The 20,337-nt window shown below is 72.9% G+C and carries 22 protein-coding genes and 1 tRNA gene; 12 read left to right on the forward strand and 11 right to left on the reverse strand.

Annotated elements, in window-relative coordinates:
- Positions 1-72 precede the first annotated feature (72 nt).
- Positions 73-765 carry an HAD family hydrolase gene (locus ACX9I7_RS06560; RefSeq protein WP_387575450.1) on the forward strand — a complete coding sequence of 231 codons (693 nt, stop codon included), beginning with the start codon at positions 73-75 and terminating at the stop codon, positions 763-765.
- Here the strand turns inward: ACX9I7_RS06560 and ACX9I7_RS06565 are convergent.
- Entirely contained in the window at positions 762-1,010 is a 249-nt protein-coding gene (locus ACX9I7_RS06565; protein WP_126915515.1) for a hypothetical protein, read from the reverse strand. The genes ACX9I7_RS06560 and ACX9I7_RS06565 overlap by 4 nt on opposite strands.
- A 231-nt stretch (positions 1,011-1,241) precedes the next feature.
- Here ACX9I7_RS06565 and ACX9I7_RS06570 point away from each other — a divergent pair, with 231 nt between their 5' ends.
- Entirely contained in the window at positions 1,242-1,625 is a 384-nt protein-coding gene (locus ACX9I7_RS06570; protein WP_189453265.1) for a cold-shock protein, read from the forward strand.
- 8 nt (positions 1,626-1,633) lie between these two features.
- On the opposite strand, the gene ACX9I7_RS06575 is transcribed toward ACX9I7_RS06570, so the two are convergent.
- Genes ACX9I7_RS06575 through ACX9I7_RS06590 form a run of 4 tightly spaced genes read right to left on the reverse strand, consistent with a single transcriptional unit; the run spans position 1,634 to position 5,202 of the window.
- Positions 1,634-2,494: a 1,4-dihydroxy-6-naphthoate synthase gene (locus ACX9I7_RS06575; protein ID WP_387575447.1), complete on the reverse strand. Its 861-nt coding sequence runs from the start codon at positions 2,492-2,494 to the stop codon at positions 1,634-1,636.
- Between the two features lies 1 nt (position 2,495).
- Positions 2,496-3,275, reverse strand: coding sequence for a futalosine hydrolase (locus ACX9I7_RS06580; protein WP_459386759.1), 780 nt, complete (start codon positions 3,273-3,275; stop codon positions 2,496-2,498).
- A gap of 11 nt (positions 3,276-3,286) precedes the next feature.
- Positions 3,287-3,802: a DUF2771 domain-containing protein gene (locus ACX9I7_RS06585; RefSeq protein WP_126915520.1), complete on the reverse strand. Its 516-nt coding sequence runs from the start codon at positions 3,800-3,802 to the stop codon at positions 3,287-3,289.
- A 26-nt stretch (positions 3,803-3,828) separates the two neighbouring features.
- Positions 3,829-5,202 carry an MFS transporter gene (locus ACX9I7_RS06590; protein ID WP_387575442.1) on the reverse strand — a complete coding sequence of 458 codons (1,374 nt, stop codon included), beginning with the start codon at positions 5,200-5,202 and terminating at the stop codon, positions 3,829-3,831.
- 372 nt (positions 5,203-5,574) lie between these two features.
- Here ACX9I7_RS06590 and ACX9I7_RS06595 point away from each other — a divergent pair, with 372 nt between their 5' ends.
- From ACX9I7_RS06595 to ACX9I7_RS06610, 4 genes are all read left to right on the forward strand, one after another.
- Positions 5,575-6,474, forward strand: a complete 900-nt coding sequence (locus tag ACX9I7_RS06595) for a DUF3027 domain-containing protein (RefSeq protein ID WP_387575440.1) — start codon at positions 5,575-5,577, stop codon at positions 6,472-6,474.
- Between the two features lie 294 nt (positions 6,475-6,768).
- Positions 6,769-10,068 carry a sacsin N-terminal ATP-binding-like domain-containing protein gene (locus ACX9I7_RS06600; RefSeq protein WP_387575438.1) on the forward strand — a complete coding sequence of 1,100 codons (3,300 nt, stop codon included), beginning with the start codon at positions 6,769-6,771 and terminating at the stop codon, positions 10,066-10,068.
- 56 nt (positions 10,069-10,124) lie between these two features.
- Positions 10,125-11,000 carry a poly-gamma-glutamate hydrolase family protein gene (locus ACX9I7_RS06605; protein WP_459386760.1) on the forward strand — a complete coding sequence of 292 codons (876 nt, stop codon included), beginning with the start codon at positions 10,125-10,127 and terminating at the stop codon, positions 10,998-11,000.
- A 96-nt stretch (positions 11,001-11,096) separates the two neighbouring features.
- Complete coding sequence (locus tag ACX9I7_RS06610) at positions 11,097-12,833, forward strand: serine/threonine-protein kinase (RefSeq protein ID WP_459386761.1); 1,737 nt, start codon at positions 11,097-11,099, stop codon at positions 12,831-12,833.
- A gap of 57 nt (positions 12,834-12,890) precedes the next feature.
- Here the strand turns inward: ACX9I7_RS06610 and ACX9I7_RS06615 are convergent, their stop codons facing one another.
- Complete coding sequence (locus ACX9I7_RS06615) at positions 12,891-13,085, reverse strand: hypothetical protein (protein ID WP_459386762.1); 195 nt, start codon at positions 13,083-13,085, stop codon at positions 12,891-12,893.
- A 271-nt stretch (positions 13,086-13,356) separates the two neighbouring features.
- On the opposite strand from ACX9I7_RS06615, the gene ACX9I7_RS06620 reads away from it, so the two are divergent.
- Positions 13,357-13,551 carry a DUF1059 domain-containing protein gene (locus tag ACX9I7_RS06620; protein ID WP_358627268.1) on the forward strand — a complete coding sequence of 65 codons (195 nt, stop codon included), beginning with the start codon at positions 13,357-13,359 and terminating at the stop codon, positions 13,549-13,551.
- Between the two features lie 71 nt (positions 13,552-13,622).
- On the opposite strand, the gene ACX9I7_RS06625 is transcribed toward ACX9I7_RS06620, so the two are convergent.
- Both ACX9I7_RS06625 and ACX9I7_RS06630 read right to left on the reverse strand, forming a co-directional pair.
- Complete coding sequence (locus ACX9I7_RS06625) at positions 13,623-13,865, reverse strand: DUF397 domain-containing protein (RefSeq protein ID WP_459386763.1); 243 nt, start codon at positions 13,863-13,865, stop codon at positions 13,623-13,625.
- On the reverse strand, positions 13,855-14,724 hold the full coding sequence (locus ACX9I7_RS06630) for a helix-turn-helix domain-containing protein (RefSeq protein WP_459386764.1): 870 nt from the start codon (positions 14,722-14,724) through the stop codon (positions 13,855-13,857). Before ACX9I7_RS06630 ends, ACX9I7_RS06625 begins: the two co-directional genes overlap by 11 nt.
- Positions 14,725-15,005: 281 nt before the next feature.
- Here ACX9I7_RS06630 and ACX9I7_RS06635 point away from each other — a divergent pair, with 281 nt between their 5' ends.
- The 4 genes from ACX9I7_RS06635 (at position 15,006) to ACX9I7_RS06650 (ending at position 17,867) form a co-directional block, all read left to right on the forward strand.
- Positions 15,006-15,611: a DUF6415 family natural product biosynthesis protein gene (locus ACX9I7_RS06635; RefSeq protein WP_387575426.1), complete on the forward strand. Its 606-nt coding sequence runs from the start codon at positions 15,006-15,008 to the stop codon at positions 15,609-15,611.
- An 88-nt stretch (positions 15,612-15,699) separates the two neighbouring features.
- Positions 15,700-16,200 carry a cupin domain-containing protein gene (locus ACX9I7_RS06640; RefSeq protein ID WP_387575424.1) on the forward strand — a complete coding sequence of 167 codons (501 nt, stop codon included), beginning with the start codon at positions 15,700-15,702 and terminating at the stop codon, positions 16,198-16,200.
- A 48-nt stretch (positions 16,201-16,248) separates the two neighbouring features.
- Complete coding sequence (locus ACX9I7_RS06645) at positions 16,249-17,088, forward strand: SAM-dependent methyltransferase (protein WP_459386765.1); 840 nt, start codon at positions 16,249-16,251, stop codon at positions 17,086-17,088.
- A 101-nt stretch (positions 17,089-17,189) separates the two neighbouring features.
- A complete protein-coding gene (locus ACX9I7_RS06650; protein WP_459386766.1) occupies positions 17,190-17,867 on the forward strand; it encodes a pentapeptide repeat-containing protein in 678 nt (225 codons plus the stop codon).
- 28 nt (positions 17,868-17,895) lie between these two features.
- Here ACX9I7_RS06650 and ACX9I7_RS06655 read toward each other — a convergent pair whose 3' ends face one another.
- The 3 genes from ACX9I7_RS06655 to ACX9I7_RS06665 form a co-directional block, all read right to left on the reverse strand.
- The gene (locus ACX9I7_RS06655; RefSeq protein ID WP_358627288.1) at positions 17,896-18,324 is read right to left on the reverse strand and encodes a hypothetical protein; all 429 of its coding nucleotides are present in this window, start codon (positions 18,322-18,324) and stop codon (positions 17,896-17,898) included.
- Positions 18,325-18,359: 35 nt separating this feature from the next.
- Positions 18,360-19,547 carry an amidase domain-containing protein gene (locus tag ACX9I7_RS06660; protein ID WP_459386767.1) on the reverse strand — a complete coding sequence of 396 codons (1,188 nt, stop codon included), beginning with the start codon at positions 19,545-19,547 and terminating at the stop codon, positions 18,360-18,362.
- A gap of 147 nt (positions 19,548-19,694) precedes the next feature.
- The gene (locus ACX9I7_RS06665; protein WP_459386768.1) at positions 19,695-20,195 is read right to left on the reverse strand and encodes a GNAT family N-acetyltransferase; all 501 of its coding nucleotides are present in this window, start codon (positions 20,193-20,195) and stop codon (positions 19,695-19,697) included.
- 68 nt (positions 20,196-20,263) lie between these two features.
- On the opposite strand from ACX9I7_RS06665, the gene ACX9I7_RS06670 reads away from it, so the two are divergent.
- A tRNA-Lys gene (locus ACX9I7_RS06670) sits at positions 20,264-20,337 on the forward strand.

The raw sequence follows: 20,337 nt of genomic DNA on the forward strand, positions 1-20,337 counted from the left end.
CCCCAATGCCGCGAACGGCTGCGGTTAGGCGAGGCTAAGTGTACGGGTGGGCCACCCGGCACAATATGGGGCATGACCCCGTATCCGAGCACGGCCCCGCGCACGGACCACCGGTACGCCTTCACGGTCGGCTTCGACCTCGACCTGACCCTGGTCGACTCGCGACCCGGCATCAGGGCCGCCTACGCGGCGCTCGCCGCCGCCACGGGCACCCACATCGACCTCGACCTCGTCATCAGCAGACTGGGCCCGCCGCTCGTCGAGGAACTGCGCAACTGGTTCCCGGAGGAGGAGGTCGCCGAGGCCAACGCCCTCTACCTGGCCGGCTACCCCGAACACGGCATAGCCCCCTCGCCCGCGATGCCGGGCGCCCGCGAATCCCTGGCCGCCATCCGGGAGCTGGGCGGCCGGGCCATCGTCGTCACCGCCAAGAACCCCCGGAACGCCCGGCTCCATCTGGACCACCTGGGCATCGACGCCGAGGAACTCATCGGCGACCTGTGGGCCGAGGACAAGGCCCTCGCCCTGCGCGCCCACGGCGCGTCCGTCTACGTCGGCGACCACATCGGGGACGTGCTCGGCGCGCGGAAGGCCGGTGCGCTCGCCGTGGCGGTGCCCACCGGGCCGTACGGCGTGGCCGAACTGAGCGCGGCCGGGGCGGACGTCGTCCTGCCCGGCGGCCTGACCGACTTCCCGGCCTGGCTGCGCGGCCACCGCGCCGGCTCGACGGACCGGCTCCGGGCGGACCGGCACCAGGCGGACTAGCTCGCGGGATCCATCGCCCCGCGCGCCTCGCGGCGCTGCTCGGCGATGGAGCGCAGCACCCCGGCCCCGGAGATCACAAATCCCACGCCCATCAGCATGCAGACGAAGTACGCTGCGGGCGGCAGGGGATCGGCACCGAGGAACAGCGGGGCGACCGTGGCCAAAGTGGCCACCGCGCCGACGAGAAAGACGACGGCGCCGGTCCGTACCAGCAGATCCCCGGCTCGGGGCGTTTCGCTACTCACCTGACCAGGGTAGATCCCAGGGCGGCGGTATGGCGGCCGGATGACGGCGAACAGATCGGACGCGCACAGGTACGACCCGAGGACGTCTTGTCACCGGGCCCGGGACCATTAGCCTTGGGGGTGGCGGGTCTTGCGGCCCGCTGTAGTGCTATCCAGAGCTGTTTTTCTCTTGATTACAGCGAATATTTCGTTTTTTTCGGTATCCGACGAGACACGAGGACGAGGACAGACGTGCCTACCGGCAAGGTCAAGTGGTTCAACAGCGAGAAGGGCTTCGGCTTTCTCTCCCGCGACGACGGCGGAGACGTCTTCGTGCACTCCTCGGTGCTCCCGGACGGGGTCGACGCCCTCAAGCCCGGCCAGCGCGTGGAGTTCGGCGTGGTGGCCGGCCAGCGCGGTGACCAGGCGCTGTCGGTGACCCTGCTCGAAGCCCCCCCGTCGGTCGCCGCAGCGCAGCGCCGCAAGCCCGATGAGCTGGCCTCCATCGTCCAGGACCTCACCACGCTCCTGGAGAACGTCACCCAGCAGCTCGAGCGCGGCCGCTACCCGGAGAAGGCCAGCGGCGCGAAGATCGCGGGCATGCTCCGCGCCGTGGCCGACCAGCTGGACGTATAGAGCCGGGGCTACACGAACGCGAGCGCGTCCGGGCCGAGGGGCGGTACGAGCCCCTCGGCCGCGGCACGGGTCAGCAGCCCGCGCACGGCGGCGTAGCCCTCCTCGCCCAGGCCCGCGGTGAACTCGTTGACGTACAGCCCGATGTGCTGGTCCGCCACCGCCTGGTCCATCTCCTGGGCGTGCGCCAGGACGTACGGACGGGAGGCCGCCGGGTCGTCCCAGGCCATCCGCACCGAGGTGCGGGCCGTCTCGGCCAGCTCCCGCAGCCGCTCCGCGCCCAGCGAGCGCTTGGCGATGATGGCGCCCAGCGGAATGGGCAGGCCCGTGGTGTCCTCCCAGTGCTCGCCCATGTCGGCGAGCTTGCGCAGCCCGTAGTTCCCGTAGGTGAAGCGGGCCTCGTGGATGACCAGTCCGGCGTCCACCTTGCCGTCCCGCACGGCCGGCATGATCTCGTGGAAGGGCAGCACCACGACCTCGCCGACCCCGCCGGGGACCTCGGCGGCCGCCCACAGCCGGAACAGCAGATAGGCCGTCGAGCGCTCGCTCGGCACGGCGACGGTCTTCCCGGCCAGCTCCGCCGCGTCCGCCGGGCCGTCCGCCTCCCGGGTCAGCACCAGCGGGCCGCAGCCGCGTCCCAGGGCCCCGCCGCAGGGCAGCAGCGCGTACTCGTCGAGCACCCACGGCAGCACCGCGTAGGACACCTTCAGCACGTCGAATTCACCGCGCTCGGCCATGCCGTTGGTGATGTCGATATCGGCGAAGGTGACGTCGAGGGCGGGCGCGCCGGGGATCCGGCCGTGTGCCCAGGCGTCGAAGACGAAGGTGTCGTTGGGACACGGCGAATAAGCGATCTTGAGCGGCGCGCTCATGTCAGCCCCCCTGAACAGGCAGCGATTCGGCCAATGTGGCAGGCGACGAACCGGAAGAAGAACCCAATGCCGGAACGGCCGGAAAATCCGCGAAAAGCGCGACGAATCCCTCGGTGAGCGCCCGCAGCGCCTCCCCGATGCGCCAGGCGCCCTTGTCGCGCGGCCCGACCTCGTTGGACACCGCCCGCAGCTCCAGCACGGGCACGCCGTGGGCCGCCGCGGCCTCGGCGACGCCGAAGCCCTCCATGCCCTCGGCCACCGCACCGGGGTGACGGTCGGCCAGCTCCCCGGCCCGCTCGGCGGTGCCGGTGGCGGTGGACACGGTCAGCACCGCGCCGCGCACCGCGCCGGTCGCCCCGGCCACGGCCCGGACGAGCTCCTCCGGGGCCCGGTGGACGTGCGAGCCGAAGCCCAGCTCGGTGACCGACAGGAAACCGCCGTCGCCGGACTGGGCGCCCAGGTCGGCGGCGACCACCGCGTCGGACACCACCAGGGCGCCGACGGGCGCGGCGGGCGCGAAGCCGCCCGCGATGCCCGCCGAGACCACCAGGCCGTAGGGGTCGCCCGCGAGCGCGGCGGCGGTCAGCGCCGTCGCCGCCCCGGCCGCCGCGGCGGCCGGGCCGACACCGGCGGCCAGCACGTCGCACACCACCGCGCCGCCGTCTCGCACCACCCGGTGCAGCACGGCGCCGCCGGGCAGCGGGAACTCCCGCCGCTCCGGCGCGGCGGCGGTCACGGCGTCACGTTCCGCCGGGACGGCGGTGACGACGAGAACTCGCATCGGTCGCGGGGTCAGGACTCGCGCTCGACGGTGAAGTTCCAGACGCCCAGGGCCTTGCCCGTGCTCACCTCGACGATGCTGACCTGCGTCTTGGCGGCCGCACCGCCCTGGCCGCCGGCGAAGAAGGCGCTGGCCGGGATCGTCCGGTACGTCTTCTTGTTCGGCTCCTGCTCGGCGGGCTGGCCGTTGATGAAGATGGTCCAGCCCTCGTCGGCGATCTTCGGGTCGACGCCGAAGCGGAGCTTGTCCTCCATGGACGCCTTGACGGTCTCGCCCCCGCTCTCCTTGAGGCAGGACGCGACCTTCTCGTTGCCGAGGGAGTTGCCGTCGTCGTAGCAGGCGGCCTCGGAGGTCACCGTGGTCGAACCGACGGTCACGGTAGCCAGCGGCGTGGGCTTGTCGCAGGCGGTGAGGGCGACGAGCCCGAGGGCCACGGCCCCGACGGCGGCAGCGGCGCGGCGGCGCTTGCCGCGGCCGAGCTCCCCGGAGGCGCGACCCGACACCGCGAGGTCATCAGTAACGGTCATGCGGGCAGGCTATCGGGCCCCTCCCATCAGGCCACGCGCGGGTGCGGCGAGCCGCGCCGGGCGGCCGCCAGCAGCCCCCGTACGGCAGTGGCCGCCCCCAGGGCCAGGAACGCCGCCGCCACGGACATCCCCACCACCCCGTTGAGCGGCAGCAGGATCCCGATGGCCCCGCCCACCACCCAGCACATCTGCAACAGGGTCTCCGAACGGGCGAACGCGGAGGTGCGCACCTCCTCCGGCACGTCCCGCTGAATGAGGGAATCCAGCGACTGTTTCCCCAGCGCCTGCGAGATCCCCGCCACCGCCGCCACCACGACCACCATGAACGCGCCGAACAGCACCGCCGCCACGATCGTCGTCCCCAGCGTCACCGACAGCACCAGCGCGATCGTCTTCTCCGGACCGCGCGAGCGCAGCAGCGCCGCCATGGCCGTCCCCAGCGCGTTCCCCGCGCCGGCCGCCACGGCCACGAAGCCCAGCGAGAACGCGGGACTCAACCCGCCCAGCGGATGCACTCGCAAAAGAAAAGCCAGGAAAAAGGTGAGGAACCCCGACAGCATCCGCAGCGCGCCGTTGGCCTGCAGCCCGTGCAGCACCGAGGCCCCCACGGTCCGCAGTCCGGGAGCCCCGGCCCGCCCCCACCACCTGCCCCGCCGCCGGGACCCGGGAGCGGCCAGCCGCGCCCGGGCCTCCCCCTTGGCGGAGTCCACCTTGTGCGGCAACGACAGGGACAGGTACGTCCCGAACGCGAACACCACGCACGCCCCGTACAGCGGCCACTGCGGCCCCAGCTGATGCAGCGCCCCGCCCAGCGGGGCCGCCAGGCCCGTAGCCAGCAGGCCGCCCAGCGTCACCCGGGAATTCGCCTTCACCAGCGCGATCCGCGGTGGCAGCAGCCTCGGCACCACGGCCGAGCGCACCACCCCGTACGCCTTCGACGCCACCAGCACACCCAGCGCCGCCGGATACAGCTCCAGCCCGCCGCTCGCCACCGCGCCCGACATCATCAGCGCCAGCAGGGCACGGGCCAGCATCGCGGAGGCCATCGCCGCCCGCCGGCCGTGCGGCACCCGGTCCAGCAGCGGACCGATCACCGGCGCGAGGAAGACGAACGGCGCCATCGTCACCGCCAGGTAGAGCGCCACCCGCCCCCGCGCCTGATCCGTGGGCACGGAGAAGAAGACGGTCGACGCCAGGGCGATCGTGATCAACACGTCACCGGCCGAATTCACCGCGTGGAGCTCGATCAGCTTGCCCAGGCCCGACTCGCCCGCGCCGTGCGCGTGCGTCGCCCGGCGCACGCCCCGCGCCGCGCCCCGGAAGGGAGCGCGCAGCACCCGGCCGGCGCTCCGGGCCGTACGGCGCAGCGGACCGCCCTCGGCTGACCGGATGGCTCCCACCACGCCATACTGCCCCAACTGACACCATGCATGGCACTTTCGCGGTACCGATGGGGCGTGCGGCCCACGCCGACCCACGACGACCCACCACGACGCGCCGGGCCCGCCCGCCACGACGCGCGGGGCTCGCCGAAGCCCGGGTATCCCCCGGGTGGCCGCGCGGGGTAGCGTGCGTAGCGCGCCACCGGCCGCAGCTCCTGGCCGCACCCCGAGTCCAGATCCCGCAGAATGGGTGATGACAGGTGCGCCCCAGGCCGTCGGGCGCGGACGTCGACGCGGCCCAGCGGTCCGCTCCGTTCGCACGCCCGATCGTTCGGCTGGCGCACTCGTGAGACGGCGTGGAAGAGAGAATCGATTCTTGTGAGTGCTGCGATGCGAAGCCGTACCCCGGACCGCCTGTGCGCCGAGGCGGTCGAACTCGCCCGGGCGGCCGCCGAGGAAGCGGCCCTGCCGGGCAAGGTCGGTGACCACGTCGAGGTCGTCGCCGACGGGGACCGCGTCGTCACGCACTACTTCCTCTGCGAAGACCCCGGCTACCGGGGCTGGCGCTGGGCCGTCACCGTCGCCCGCGCCTCCCGCGCCAAGGTCGTCACCCTCGACGAGACCGTCCTCCTGCCCGGTTCCGACGCCCTCCTCGCCCCCGAATGGGTGCCCTGGAGCGAGCGGCTGCGCCCCGGCGACATGGGCCCCGGCGACCTCCTCCCCACCGACGCCGAGGACCTGCGCCTGGAGCCCGGCTTCATCGGCGCGGAGGAACCCCCGCCGAGCTCCGCGGTCTCCGAGGAGATGGCCGAGCTCGTCGAGGCCGAGGACGCGGACATCACGGTCGGCCCCCCGCGCGAGCTGCCCACCGCGCCCCGGCGCGGCTCCATCGCGGCCCTCGCCGAGGAACTCGGCATGCGCCGCGCCCGGGTCCTCTCCCGCTACGGCCTCCACACCGCGGCCGACCGCTGGGACGAGTCCCACGGCTCCAAGACGCCCATGGCCCAGGCGGCCCCCGCGTCCTGCGTCAGCTGCGGCTTCCTCGTCCCCATCGGCGGCTCGCTGGGCCAGGCGTTCGGTGTGTGCGCCAACGAGTTCGGACCGGCGGACGGCCACGTCGTCTCCCTCTCCTACGGATGCGGCGGTCACTCCGAGGCGGCCGTCATGCCGCGGCCGCCGCGGCCGGCTCCGCCGGTGATCGACGAGACGCGCGTCGACGTCCTCCCGCTCCGGGAGACCGACGAGACGTCCGCCGAACCGGAGTCCGAAGAGGACCTCGGCCACTCCTGAGTGCCGCAGGGTGTTCCGCGCCTCCGGCGCGGGTTTCGCCACCCGCCCGCCCGATTGCCCGGAACGGATCGCTCAGCCAGGGAGCTGGGGTGACGTGAGGGGGCGGGGTGGGGTGGACGGGCCCTGGTAGGGGCGTGAAGAGCTCTTCGCCGCTGGAGCACAATACGGGGCAATCAGCACAGTGATGGCAGGCACCGCGAAGAGCTCAGCCCCGTAAGGGCCCGTCCGCCCCACCCCGCCCCCGACCCACGACCCACCCACCCACGCACCACCCGCACAGGGAGAGACGCAGACGTGAGCTTGGACCCCTTCGGCACCGCCCGCCTGCGCCGCGGCGTACTGGACTCCTGGGTCACCTCCCCCGCCCGCTTCCGCGAGGACGCCAACGCCGAGGAAGACCTCGCCCTCGGCGGCTACCGCGACCGCCTCGTCGTCGAGCTCGCCCAGAACGCCGCCGACGCCGCCGCCCGCGCCGGCGTCCCCGGCCGCCTCCACCTCACCCTCCACGCCGCGAACGCCGGCACCCCCGCCACCCTCGCCGCCGCCAACACCGGCGCCCCCCTCGACGCCACCGGCGTCGAGTCCCTCTCCACCCTCCGCGCCTCCGCCAAGCGCGACGAGGGCACCCGCGCCGCCGGCCGCTTCGGCGTCGGCTTCGCCGCCGTCCTCGCCGTCACCGACGAGCCCGCCCTCGTCGGCCGCACCGGCGGCGTCCGCTGGTCCCTGGCCGAGGCCCGCGCCCTGGCCGCCGAGGCCGCCGGCGGCAGCCCCGGCCTCGGCGGCGAGCTCCGCCGCCGCGAGGGCCACGTACCGCTCCTGCGCCTGCCGTTCCCCGCCGAGGGCGCGGTGCTCAACGGCTACGACACCGTCGTCGTCCTCCCGCTCCGCGACGGCGCCGCCGAGGACCTGACCCGCCGTCTCCTCGCCGCCGTGGACGACGCGCTGCTGCTCACCCTCCCCGGCCTCGCCGAGGTCGTCATCGAGACCCCGGACGCACCGCGCCGCGTCCTGACGCGCCACCAGAAGGACGACCAGGTCGTCATCGAGGACACGACGGGGGAACCCGGCACCACCCCGGACGCCGCCGGGACGACCCGCACCAGGACGACCCGCTGGCGCGTCAAGACGGCCACCGGCCCCCTCACCCCCGACCTCCTCGCGAACCGCCCCGTGGAGGAGCGCCTGCGCCCCCACTGGTCGGTCACCTGGGCCGTCCCCGTCGCACCCGACGGCGCCCCGGAGCGCCCGCGCACGGCCCCCGTCGTGCACGCCCCCACCCCCACGGACGAGCCCCTGGGCCTGCCCGCCCTGCTCATCGCGAGCTTCCCGCTGGAGCCGACGCGCCGCCACACGGCCCCCGGCGTCCTCTCGGACTTCCTCACCGACCGCGCGGCCGAGACGTACACGGCCCTGCTGCGTGAATGGCGTCCCGTCGGCACGGGCACCCTCGACCTCGTCCCGGCCCCGCTGGCGACGGGCGCGCTGGACGCGGAGCTGCGCCGCCGCATCCTGGAGGGACTCCCGGACGTCCCGTTCCTGCCGAGCGCGGCGACGCTCCCGACGGAACCCACCCAGCCCCCCGGGACGGGCATCGAAGGCATCCCGTGGACGGAATCCCCGGACGCGTCCACACAACACCCGGCGGCCGCCGCGCCGGCCGTTGACGCACCCACGCCGGCCTGGGAGGACGACCCCTTCCACCGAAGCGACGCCGCGGGCGAACCGTTGCGCCCCCGCGACGCCGAACTGGTCGAGGGCGCGGGCACCGCGACCGTGGCCGTGCTCGGCGAGCTGTTCCCGAGCCTGCTCCCCGCCGGCCTGGAGCGCCGCCCGGAGCTCCGCGCACTCGGCGTGGCGCGCGTGCCGCTCGGCGAGGTCATCGACCGGCTCGCCGGGGCGGAGCGCCCGGCGGACTGGTGGTGGCGCCTCTACGACAGCCTCGCGGGCGTGGACCCGGACCGGCTGACCGGCCTGCCCGTACCGCTCGCGGACGGCCGTACGGCCATCGGCCCGCGCCAGGTCCTGCTGCCGCTGCCGCCCGCCGACGCGACCGGCCCGGACGCGGAGCACCTGGCCCGCCTCGGGCTGAAGGTCGCCCACCCGGACGCGGCCCACCCGCTGCTGGAGAAACTGGGCGCGACCCCGTCCTCGCCGCGCGCGATCCTGACGACGCCGCAGGTGAGGGCCGCCGTGGCGGCGTCCCTGGACGCCGAGGAGGTCTGGGACGACGAGGAGACGCTCGACAGCGAGACCCTCGCCGAACTCGTCCTCACCCTGGCCCGCGACGCGGACCTCGCCCCCGGTGACGAGCCGTGGCTGGCGGCCCTCGCCCTGCCCGACGAGGACGGCGAGCTCGCGCCCGCCGGTGAACTCGTGCTCCCCGGCAGCCCGTTCGAACAGGTCATCCGCCCGGGAGAGCTGGCCGCGTGCGACGCGGAGCTGGCCGAGCGCTGGGGCGAGCAGCCGCTGACGGCGGTCGGCGTGCTGGCCGACTTCGCGCTCGTACGCGCGGCCGACGTCGTCCTCGACCCCGACGAACTCGAGCCGCGCGACGGCGACTTCGCCGAGCCCGACGACGCGGGGCTGCTCGACGCCGTGGACGTGTGGTGCGAGGACGTCCTCGACCGGCTCCCCGACACGCCGGTGCCGCCGGTGGCCACGGAGATCGTGGCGGTCCGGGACCTGGACCTCGTGGACGACGACGCCTGGCCGCAGGCCCTCGCCCTCCTCGCCGAGCCCCCGCTCCGCGACGCGCTGACGACCCCGCTGCGCGTCCTGCTGCCGGACGGCACGACGGAGTCCGTGCGCCCGTACACGGCGTGGTGGCTGCGCGGCCACCCCGTCCTGGACGGCCGCCGCCCGGCCGGCCTGCGGGTGGCGGGCGGCGACCCGCTGCTGGAGGGCCTCTACGAGGCGGCGGACGCGGGCGGCCTGGCCGACGAGCAGGTGCTGCGGGCGCTGGGCGTCCGCACGTCGGCGGCGGCGCTGCTGGACGAGCCGGGCGGCGCGGCGGAACTGCTGTCCCGCCTGGCGGACCCGTCCCGCGAGGTCCGGCCCGACCGGCTCCACGGTCTCTACGGCCTGCTGGCCGACCTCGCCCCGGAGGACGTGACACTCCCGGACGACCTGCGGGCCGTCGTCGACGGCGAAGTACGCGTCGTGGACGCGGCGGACGCGGTCGTGGCGGACGCCCCGGACCTGCTGCCGCTGGCGACGGGCGTGGCCCTGCTGCCGGTCGCCCCGGAGCGAGCGGCGGCGCTGGCGGAGCTTTTGCAGGTGCGACGGCTGAGCGAGGTCGTCCCGGCGGCCGTGGAGACGACCGAGGGCGAGGTGCGCGAGGTCCCGGAGGAGGTAAGGGTCCTGCTGCCGGGCGCCCCGGCGACGTACGTCGAGCACGAGGAGCTCGTGATCGACGGCGTGGAGTTGGACTGGCGCCTGGGCCCGGACGGCGTCCTGCACGCGGCGACGCTGGAGGGCGTGGCGGCGGGCCTGGCGTGGGCGGCCGGCGCGTGGGCGCGCCGCTTCGAGGCGGCGGCGCTGCTGGAGGACCCGTCGCGGACGGAAGAACTGGAACGGGCGCGCTGGTTCGACTGAAGTCGAGCCGCCCGAAAGGGCTGACGAACCATCGGCTGATAACCAACAATGCCGCCATGCGCTCGACGACCAGAAGATCTCTGCTGACAGGCATGGCGGCGGCGGCCGTGGCCGTACCGCTCGCCACGACCGCCGCTGGGCGGGCCGCCGCCGTCCCGCAAGCCGCCGACACCGAGCTGTTCGCCTCGAACACGGAGCTGTACGCCAGCCCGCTCTTCAAGGAGGGCGTGGACTGGGCCCGCCGCTACCGCCGCACCGGCCTGGACACCGTTCCGGGGCACTCCCGGGCCACGCCCCCGCTGACGTCCGTGATCGCGCCGCACGGCGGCAATCTGGAAGACGGCACGAGCGAGCTGTGCCTGGCGATCGCGGGGTACGCGCCGGAGGACCCCATGACGAGGTACGGCTCCGGCGGCGGCCCCGCCTACGACTACTGGATGTTCGACGTTCTCGCGACCGACAGCCGCGCGGTCCAGCAGATGCACGTCACGTCGACACACTGCGACGACCCGGCCGCGCTGGCGATCGTCGGCGGCAGCCGCCACGCGGTCTCCGTCCACGGCTGCAAGAACCCCGGTGGCTCCGGGACGCAGAAGCTGATCCAGATCGGCGGCCGCGACGCCACGCTGAAGAAGAACCTGTACGACGCCCTCCGCGACTGCCTCGGCAGCGGTGTCACCCTCACGCTGCCCGACGGCGGTCTGGACGGTGACGAGCCGCTGAACATCTGCAACCGCACCTACAGCGGCGCGGGCGGCCAGCTGGAGCTCTCCACCGACCTGCGCAAGGCCATGTTCGGCGACTTCGCCTCCCCGGCGACACGCGCCGCGACCTACGGCAGGTCCACGGACGGTACGGCGGCCCGCTACTGGGACGGTTTCGTCACCGCCGTCCGCGAGGCGATCGTCCGCACGGAGAAGGGCGGCGGCTGACACCCCGACTGCGCGCGGTTCCCCGGGCTCTCTACCCTTGGTGCCCGCCATGCAGTGGTGGCGCATGTGACAAGCGTGAGGGAACGGAGACGCGCGGTGACGACGGGGGACCCGAACGGCGGCGACCTGACCGGTCAGATACTTGGTGGCCGCTACCGCGTGACCGCCACGCTGGGCCGAGGCGGCATGGGCGTGGTGGCCCGCGCGACGGACGAGGTGCTGGGCCGCGAGGTGGCCGTCAAGGTCCTGCGGGCCTACACCGACGCGTCCGCGCCCGAGCTCGCCGACCTGCGGGCCCGGATGCGGCGGGAGGCGCAGGCCGCCGCCCGTATCCGGCACGGTGGCGTGGTCACCGTCCACGACGTGACCGAGGAGCAGGGCCTCCCCGTCATCGTCATGGAACTCGTCGACGGCCCCTCCCTCGACGACGTCCTCGCGGAGCGCGGCACGCTGGAGCCGCGCGAGGCCGCGGCCATCGGCGCCAAGCTGATGGCCGCGCTCGACGCCGCGCACCGCGCAGGCGTCCTCCACCGGGACGTCAAGCCGGGGAACGTGCTGCTGGAACGCGGTGGCAGGGTCGTCCTGACCGACTTCGGCATCGCGACGCTCGATGCCACGGGCGACGAGGCCATGGACAAGCTGACCCGCAGCGGCGAGATCATCGGCTCCCTCGACTATCTGCCCCCGGAGCGCGCCCAGGGCGCGGACCCCGGCCCCGCGTCGGACATCTGGTCGCTCGGCATGACGCTGTACGCGGCGGTGGAGGGCGCTTCGCCGTTCCGCCGGACGTCGGTGTGGTCCACGCTGACGGCGATCGTCAACGAACAGCTGCCGGAGCCCAAGCGGGCCGGGGCGCTCACACCGGTCCTGCTGGCGCTGATGGCGAAGGAGCCGGAGCACCGGCCCACCGCCGACGAGGCGCGGCAGATGCTGGAGCGGGTGGCGTCGGGGAAGACGGTGAACCTCGTGCAGAGGTCGTCCACGCCGTCGGCCGCCACCCCGCCGTCGGCCGCTTCGCCTCCGGCCGCCGCAGCGCCCCCGGCCTTCGGCGCCCCGCCCCCGGCCTTCGGCCATCCGCCCACCATGGCCGTCACCCCGCCGCCTCGGCCCGTGGCGGGCGCCGGTGCCGATGCGGCGCCGCAGCCTCCGTACGCCGGCTACGGCTACCCCCCGCCCAGGCATCCGGCGGCCGCCCCGGCTCCCGCTCCCGCCCCCGCTCCCGGCCCTCCGGGCGCGGGCAAGGCGCGGCGCCGCAGCCGTGCGCTCATCGCGGGGGCGGCGGCCGCCGTCGTCCTGGCGGGCGGTGGCGTCAGCTACGCCCTGATGGGCGAGCACGGCGGCAAGCGCGACGTGGCGCAGGGCGCGTCGCCCGTTCCGGGGTCCCCTTCGGGCGGCGGCATGGTCACCGCACCGTCGGAAGGCCTGCCCGTGGCTCCGTCGGGCAGCCCCTCGCTGCCGACGCCGAGCGGAACGGCCGGCGACCCGGGCAAGGCGAGCCCCAAGGCGACGCCGAGCGACGGCAAATCCCCGAAGACGTCGCCCTCCCCGTCGTCGACGGTGTCCAAGAGCTGCGTCGGCTGGGACCACAAGGACCCGAAGCCGGGCACCTACGGCTACATGATCGGCACCTTCAAGCTGGGATCCGGTCCGTATGCGTCATGCCCCACGCTGGCCGAGGCCAAGTCGGGTGTGAAGGTCTGGTTCCACTGCTACATCACCAACAATTACGGCCACCGGTGGACCTACGTCCGAATAGACGGCACGAAGAGCATGGGCTGGATGTACAACGGCAACATCAACCGCCAGAACGGACCGGACACCCCCTGCACGTAGGACTCGGCCCGGTGCCGGGTCCACGCCGAGGGGCGTGGACCCGGCGGGGCGGGAGACTCAAGCGGGACAGGTCCCGCCGATGGTGAGGCCCTGGTTGGCCAGGGCGGTCTGCACGAACCTGCACACGTCACCGCCGGCCGACATCGGGGCGGCGGGGGCGGCCTGCGCCGCCGGGGCGGTGGCGACGGCTCCCATGACGGCGAGGACCGTACTTGCTGCGAGCGCGAGGACGGTTCGTCGGGTGCGGCTCAAGGTGTCTCCTCCAGTGGGGGGCGGACTGCGGTGAGTCTTTCCGGCCGGCCGTGTGAGGTTCCCCCGGGGACGGGGCGCCAGGGGGTATCCGGGGTTGCGAGTAATGGCCCTGTGGGGTGAGGCCGGTGCCCGCAACCCCGCACAGGCTGTAGCGGATCGTTTCGGCGGCCCCGTACGGGTGACATGCCGCATGCGGGCGCGGCGGCGGGGCACCTCCTGCCCGGCCTACCCTGGAACCACGGGCGGTACATCCGTACGACAGGAGGCCGTCATGACCAGGAAAGTCGCCGACTGCCGCAAGGCGCCGAGCGAATCCCACTGCACGCTGACGATCACGGGCGAGGAGGACGAAGTCCTCCGCGCCGCCACCGAGCACGCGGTGTCCGTGCACCAGCACGAGGACACACCCGAGCTCCGCGAAATGATCCGCGGCATGCTGGAGGACGAACCGGCGCCGGGCGCCTGACCCCATGCGTCGACGACGCGGCGCCCTCCCCGCCCCGGGCGGGGAGGAAAGCCGCTCACGCCCACCGCGGCTCAGCCGCGCGTCCCCCTCAGGAGCCGCCCGGCCCGCACCTCCCCTATGAACGAGGCCCAGGACGCCGCTGCCACGATGAAGGCCGGTCCGTCCGGCTCCTTGGAGTCGCGTATGCCGACGCAGTCGGCGAGTCTCGCGACTGCGACACAACTTGCCGCCCCGGTATCGGTGCTGTGGGACGACTTGAACCAGGAGGCTTTGTCTGCCACTTGCAGGGCCGTGAATCGAGTTTTAGGTTTCATCGATCTCTCTTGACAGTCGGTGCAGGAATTCGGCTGTCTGAGCCGGGGCCAAGGCGCCCTCCCGCATGGCGTCGAACTTTCGGGCGTGCAGCCAGACCTCGCGGGCCTTGTCGGAGACAGTCATGACGGATGGGCTGTCGTGCATGACGACAGGATCAAGCCCCGCATCGAAGTCGAGGATCACAAAGTTGTCGGGCGCGCGATAGGTGGCGAGCCTCTGCGGGAGAATCTGCACCGTGACGTGGTCGAGAGACGCGAGCTTTTCGATCTCCGCGTACTGTTCGCGCATCACCTCGGGCCCTCCGATCACGCGTCGGAGCGTCGATTCGTCCAGCACCACACGCAGTTCCATCGGGTTGTCCCCGAAGAGAATCTCCTTGCGCTTCATGCGAAGAGTCACATTGCTCTCGACGAACTCGGTCGTCCTCTCCAGGACAGGCTTCGACGTGGTGAACATGGCGCGCGTGTAGCTCTCGGCCTGCAGAAGCCCGAAGACGACCTGGGAGTGCCAAGCGCGCATTGAGGCCGCATCCGACTCCAGCCCCATGTAGAGCAGTTGCCCCGAAGGCAGGAAGTTCTGGTAGGGCCGGTACCAGTCTCCGCTCAGCGAATCCCTGTGGAGCATCAGCAGGTGCTCGCGGTCGTCGGTGGCGGTGACGCCGTACAGTTCGAGCAGGTCTTCCAGGTCGCGTACGCGAGGTAGCTGGTTGTGCCCGGACTCGACTCGGTTGAGTTTCGACTCCGAACTCTCGATGGCTTCGGCTGCCGCCCTGGTGCTCAACCCCTTCCTCTCCCGCAGACGGCGGAGCTCCTTGCCCAGCTCCCTCCGGCGGAACGTCGGACCGCGTCGTGCTGCCACTGTCGAACCCTTCCGGTGCTGTACCCGTGGGCACGCCCCTGTACCCCGACGGCGTCGCCCTGTTGGTTCCCGGCGAGCCTCTGTAGCCCCTGAGCTCGCCCTTGTCGGCAGTCTTTCAGCCGGTGCGTGCGCTCGGCGTGACGATGCCCAGGGTTGGCATATTCCAATTTCTCTCCCTTTTTGGGGCTAACTTGCGGCCCAAGTCGAGGCTGCGGCAGCGTTGTTCAAGCCACCCGCCGAACGCCCGGCGGGCGCCCCCCACCCCTGCTCAAGGAGCCGCCATGCCTCCCTACCCCCTCACCGGAAACGCCGGCGCCGCGCTGACGCGCGTGCCGCCCCCGCGACCGCGGACGCGCCGACCGGACCCCCGGCCCGGGATCGAGGAGGTGATCCACCGGGCCATCGCCACCGAGTATCGGCTGCCCGCCCCGGCAGAGGCGGAAGGGCTGAGCGAGGGGCTCGTCGCCTACATCCGCGCCACGGCCACCGCCGTCGAGGCCGCCGTGAGCGGACGCCCGGCGGGCGACCCGGTCCGCGAGGACGCGCTGACCGTCGTCAGGGAGGCCCGGGCCCGGCTCGGGCTCACGGCCGGGGACGGCTACATGTCAGCGGTCATCCGCGTCCGGAGCCTGGGAAGAGGCGCCGAAGCGCTGCTGGAACAGCAGGAGCTGCTGCAACTCCCCACAGCGCGGCCACAGGCCCCCGTCCCCCTGCCGCACTCCTCCGGCGCCGCCGTCATCGTCCTTCCGCCAGCGGAAACCTGCACGACGTGCCATGAACTCGTTGAGAAAAGGCACGAGTCACAAGCCCACCACGACTGGCGCGCGTCCCACGACGCGAACACCCGCCTCGAAGACCACCGCCGCACCGACCACGAGCCGAATTGACCTCCCATACCCGCGAGGAATTGCACCATCCACCAGGTCTCCCGCCTCCCTAGAGTCGTGATCACGACCACCGAGGAGGCCCACAGCCATGACGACGACGACCCGGAACGCCGACTTCCCCGCCCTGCTCACCCGTGCCGCCGAGGCGGAGGTCACGCGCGATCCCAGCAGCGTCATCACGCTGCTGGCCGACTCCGACACCACCGGCGGTCTGCTGACGAGCTACCGCTCGACGTTCGCCGAGGGGGCGCCGGGCGCGCCGGCGCACTTTCACACGCGGGCCGCCGAGATGTTCCACGTCATCGACGGCTCGCTGCGGGTGCTCGTGGGCGAGGAGGTCAAGGTGCTGGAGGCCGGGGACTTCCTCCTCGTGCCGCCGCGTACGCACCACGCGTTCGCCGCCGCGCCCGGGTGCGAGGCCGATGTGCTGATCACCTTCACGCCCGGGATGGCGCGCTTCGCGTACATGCGGCTGCTGGAGCGCGTGATGCGGGGCGAGGCGAGCCCGCGGGAGATCAGGGAGTCCTCCGAGCGTTTCGACAACCACTACGTGGACAGCCCCGTGTGGAACGCCGCGCTCGGCGCGTGAGGCGACGGGTGAGGTTTGCGGACGCCGGGCCGGGCGGAGGATTCCGGCATGGGTGAGACGGCGACCACGCACGCGGCGAACACGGCCCGCGCCTACTACGACTCCGCCGACGTCGACGGCTTCTACACCGCCGTCTGGGGCGGCGACGACATCCACACCGGCATCTACGAGCACCCCGACGAGCCCGTCGCCCGCGCGAGCCGGCGGACCGATGTCCGGATGGCCGCGCGGGTGGCCGACCTCCTCGGGCCGGGCCGCACGGTCATCGACCTCGGCTCGGGCTACGGCGGCGCCGCGCGCCACCTCGCCCGGACCTACGGCTGCCGTGTCGTCGCGCTCAACATCAGCGACGTGCAGAACCGGCGCCACCGCGAGCTCAACGCCCGCGAGGGGCTGGACGCGCTCATCGACGTCGTCGCCGGGTCGTTCCAGGACGTCCCCGCGCCGGACGGACGGTTCGACGTCGTCTGGACGCAGGAGGCCCTCGTCCACAGCGGCGACCGGGCGCGCATGCTCTCGGAGGCGGTCCGCGTCCTCGCGCCCGGCGGGGCGCTGGTCCTCACGGACGTCATGGCGGCCGACGACAGCCACAGGGACGCGCTGCGTCCGGTGTGCGAGCGGCTGAACGTCGCCGACCTGGCGACGCCGGACTTCGTCCGGGAGCGGCTCACCGGCCTCGGCCTGGGGCGGGTCCGCTTCGACGACCTCAGCGAGAACCTGCTCCCGCACTACACCCGCCTCGCCGAGGACGTACGGCGGCACGGCGACGAACTCGCCGGCGCCTACAGCGACGCGTACCGGGAGCGGTTGCGGGCGAACCTGCCCCTGTGGGTCGACGCCTGCGAGAACGGCCTGCTCTCCTGGGGCGTCTTCCACGCCCGCCGGTGAGCGGACGGGGAAGACCGCCCCCCGGCGATTGGGCGGAACGGCCGGACTCGCGTAAGCATGAGGGCGCCCCTCCCGCACCCCGGACCGGAAGGACCCCGCCGATGAGCACGCCCGTGCCCGTGCCCGTGCCCGACCCCCGCGACCTGGCAGCGCTCCCGTACGCGCACCGCCTGGAGCCGTTCACGGGCGAGCTGGAGCGGGAGAGCGCGTACGAATGGCTCCACGTCGACGGGCGCGATTTCGACGACGTCGACGGCGGCAGCGTCCAGTTCTCCGAGTCCGCCCTGTCGTCGGTGACCCTCACCCGTGGCCGCTACCGGCGCGCGCTCTTCGACAACGTGTGGTTCCACAACCTCCGCACCGTCGGCAGCGATCTCGCGGAGACCAGGTGGATGGACGTGGAGTGCGTCTCCGGCCTCCTCGCCGGCACGGAGATCCACGGCGCCGACATCCGCCGCACCGTCTTCCACCACTGCAAGTTCGACTCGGTCAACCTGCGCGTGGCCCATCTCAAGGAGGTCGCGTTCGTCGACTGCCTGCTGCGGGACGTGGACTTCGGCGGTGCGACGCTGACGGACGTCTCCTTCCCCGGCACGGCCCTGGACGGCGTCGACCTCACCCGGGCCACGCTGACCCGGGTCGACCTGCGCGAGGCGACCGCGCTGGGCATCACCTCCGGGGCGGAGTACCTGGCCGGGGCGACGATCAGCACCCCTCAGCTCTTCGACCTGGCCCCCGCCCTGGCCCAGCACGTCGGCCTCACTGTCACGGACGGCTGACGACTACTGGCGACGGTTGTGCCTGCTGTCACGGACGTGACGTCTGCGCCGGCGACTTCGGCGTGGAGCCCGGCGCGGTGCCCAGGGCGACGTACCACGTCCCGCCGCGCCGGGTCAGGGTGAGCGTCTCGCTGAAAGGACGGCCCTCCTTGTCGGTCGCCCGGAGCCGCGCGTCGGCGGTGTCGGGGCCGAACTCGTGGCCGACCCGGACGTCGTCCACGCGCAGCCCGCGTCCGCCCTGGCTGCCGACCAGCTCTCGCGCGGCCTGCTCGGCCCCCTCGTTGCCGGGAGGGCTGAGCTTCACCAGCGCCGGTACGTCACGGTCGTTGATCGCCTTCACATACGCGACCGCGGTGTCGCGCTCGTCCCTCGCCTTCCCTTCCCCCTGGTCGTCGCACGCGGTCAGGGACAGGGCCGCGACCGCCGTCGCGCACACGATGCGAAGTGGTGTCTTCATGTCGCTCCAGAGGCCGGGGAGGCGAAAGCCGGACGTCACGTGCGGTGCGCGTACCACCAGGCGTGCGGGTACTTGGCGAGGAGGTTGGTGAGCTTCCGGTTGTGGGTGTTGCTCGTGTGGTACGTCAGGTAGATCTCACTCGTACCGTAGAACCCCGTGACGATCATCGTGTGGTCGATGGTGTTGTCGCGGTCCCAGTCCGCCTGGAGCACGTCGCCCAGAGCCATCTGCCAGACGTTGTTCAGGGGTTTGGCGCGCTGGGAGTACTTCCTGGCGAACCAGAACCAGTTCTCGGCGCCGCCCCAGGTGTAGCTGGTGGTCCAGGTGTGGTCGCCGTAGTACCACTTGTCGCGGTCCTTGCGGTCGAAGAACCCGCTGCCCTTCTTCTTCCAGCCGCCGGCCTTCATGGCCTGGGAGACGAAGTTGGTGCAGTCGTTGCCGTAGGTGCGGTAGTCGCCGTTCGGGTGCTGCCAGTACCTGTTCGCGTAGTTGACCATCGCCGTGTAGTCGTACCCGGCGGCCAGGGTGCTCTTGCCGGTCTTGGCCTTGTCGTCGGCCGGGGTGCCCGCGGGCGGGCGTTCGGTGTTCGCGGGTGCCGAACGCGGTCCCTCGCTCTTCGTCTCGTCCGTGGGCTGCTCGGTCCGGGGCGGGGTGTTGTACGTGGTGACGTCCCCGGTGCCGATGTCCGGGCGGTCCGAGGCGAGGACCCACGCGCCGGCCGCGTCACGGGTGAAGGTGAGCGTGTGGTCGAGGGTGTACTCCTCGGCCTTGGGCTCGTCCGCGGAGCGGACGTTCGGGTAGAGGAGGCTCGTCGTCTCCGTCAGCCGGAGCGTGGCCCGGTCGCCCTTCTGCTCCGCCTTGCCGGGGGTCACCGCCACCTCGGCGCGGGAGTAGCCGCCGCTGGCCTTCTCGTAGGCGCGGCCCTGCTCGGCGAGCTGGGCGAACTCCTTCGCGAGGCTCTGCTTCAGGGCCGGTGTGGCGCGTTCGGGCGTGACGGGGGCCAGGCGCTTGGCGCCGGCCAGGGTGACGGAGTCGGCACGCTGCCGCAGATACGCGTGGGCGATGCCGGTGAGGTCCCGCACGTCGCCGGCGGCGACCGGCCGGGACTCTTCCACCGGCGAGGAAGCCGAAGGCCCGGCCGCGGAGGCCGAGACGGCTGTGGTGAGCGTGAGCACGGCCGCGGTGAGCAGTGCGCACGGTAATCCGGGAGCGATCTTTCTCATGATTTCCCCCATGTTGTTGTGGCTACGCCCGTATCAGGCTGCGTCGTAAGGACACCTATGGGGGCTGTCGTGGTGCCGCGATGGCCGGATCTCGGCTGTTCTTTGGCCGGGGAGCGCCTGGGAACGACGGGTTCCGTCGGTTCTCGGCTACAGCTCCCGCTCGTAGCGCACGCCCGGGCGGTCGCCGACGGTGGTGTGTTCCGCGAACACGAACCCATTGCGTTCGAGGACGGTCCGGGAGGCCGGGTTGTCGAGGGTGGTGTGGGCCGTGAGGGAGGTGAGGCCGTACGTGGTGGCGGCCAGGCGGCACAGCGCGGTGACCGCGGCCGTGGCGACGCCCCGGCCCGCCGCCCGCTCGGCGATCCGGTAGCCGAGCTCGGCGGTGCCCCGCTCGACGTCGACGAGGTTGACGCGGCCGATCAGCCGACCGCTGGCGCCATTGCCGTCGCCGTCGTCGTCCAGGACGACGTGGAAGTGGATCCCGCCCGTCTCCTGCTCGGCGAGCCGGGCCGCGTGGTGGGCCGCGAAGCGGGCGAAGTACGCGTCGCCGCGGTCCGGGACGGTCCGGGCGAAGTACGCGCGGTTCTCCCGCTCGAAGGCCAGCAGGGCGGGCGCGTGGTCCGCCCTGAGCCGCTCCAGTCTCACCATGCGGCGGAGCGTACGGCGGCCGCCGTGGTCAGAGGTACTCCTTTTCCGGGGTACTATGGATGAGTCACGCGCCGCTAGCTCAGTTGGTTAGAGCAGCTGACTCTTAATCAGCGGGTCCGGGGTTCGAGTCCCTGGCGGCGCA

This window comes from Streptomyces sp. L500 (genome assembly GCF_054551825.1).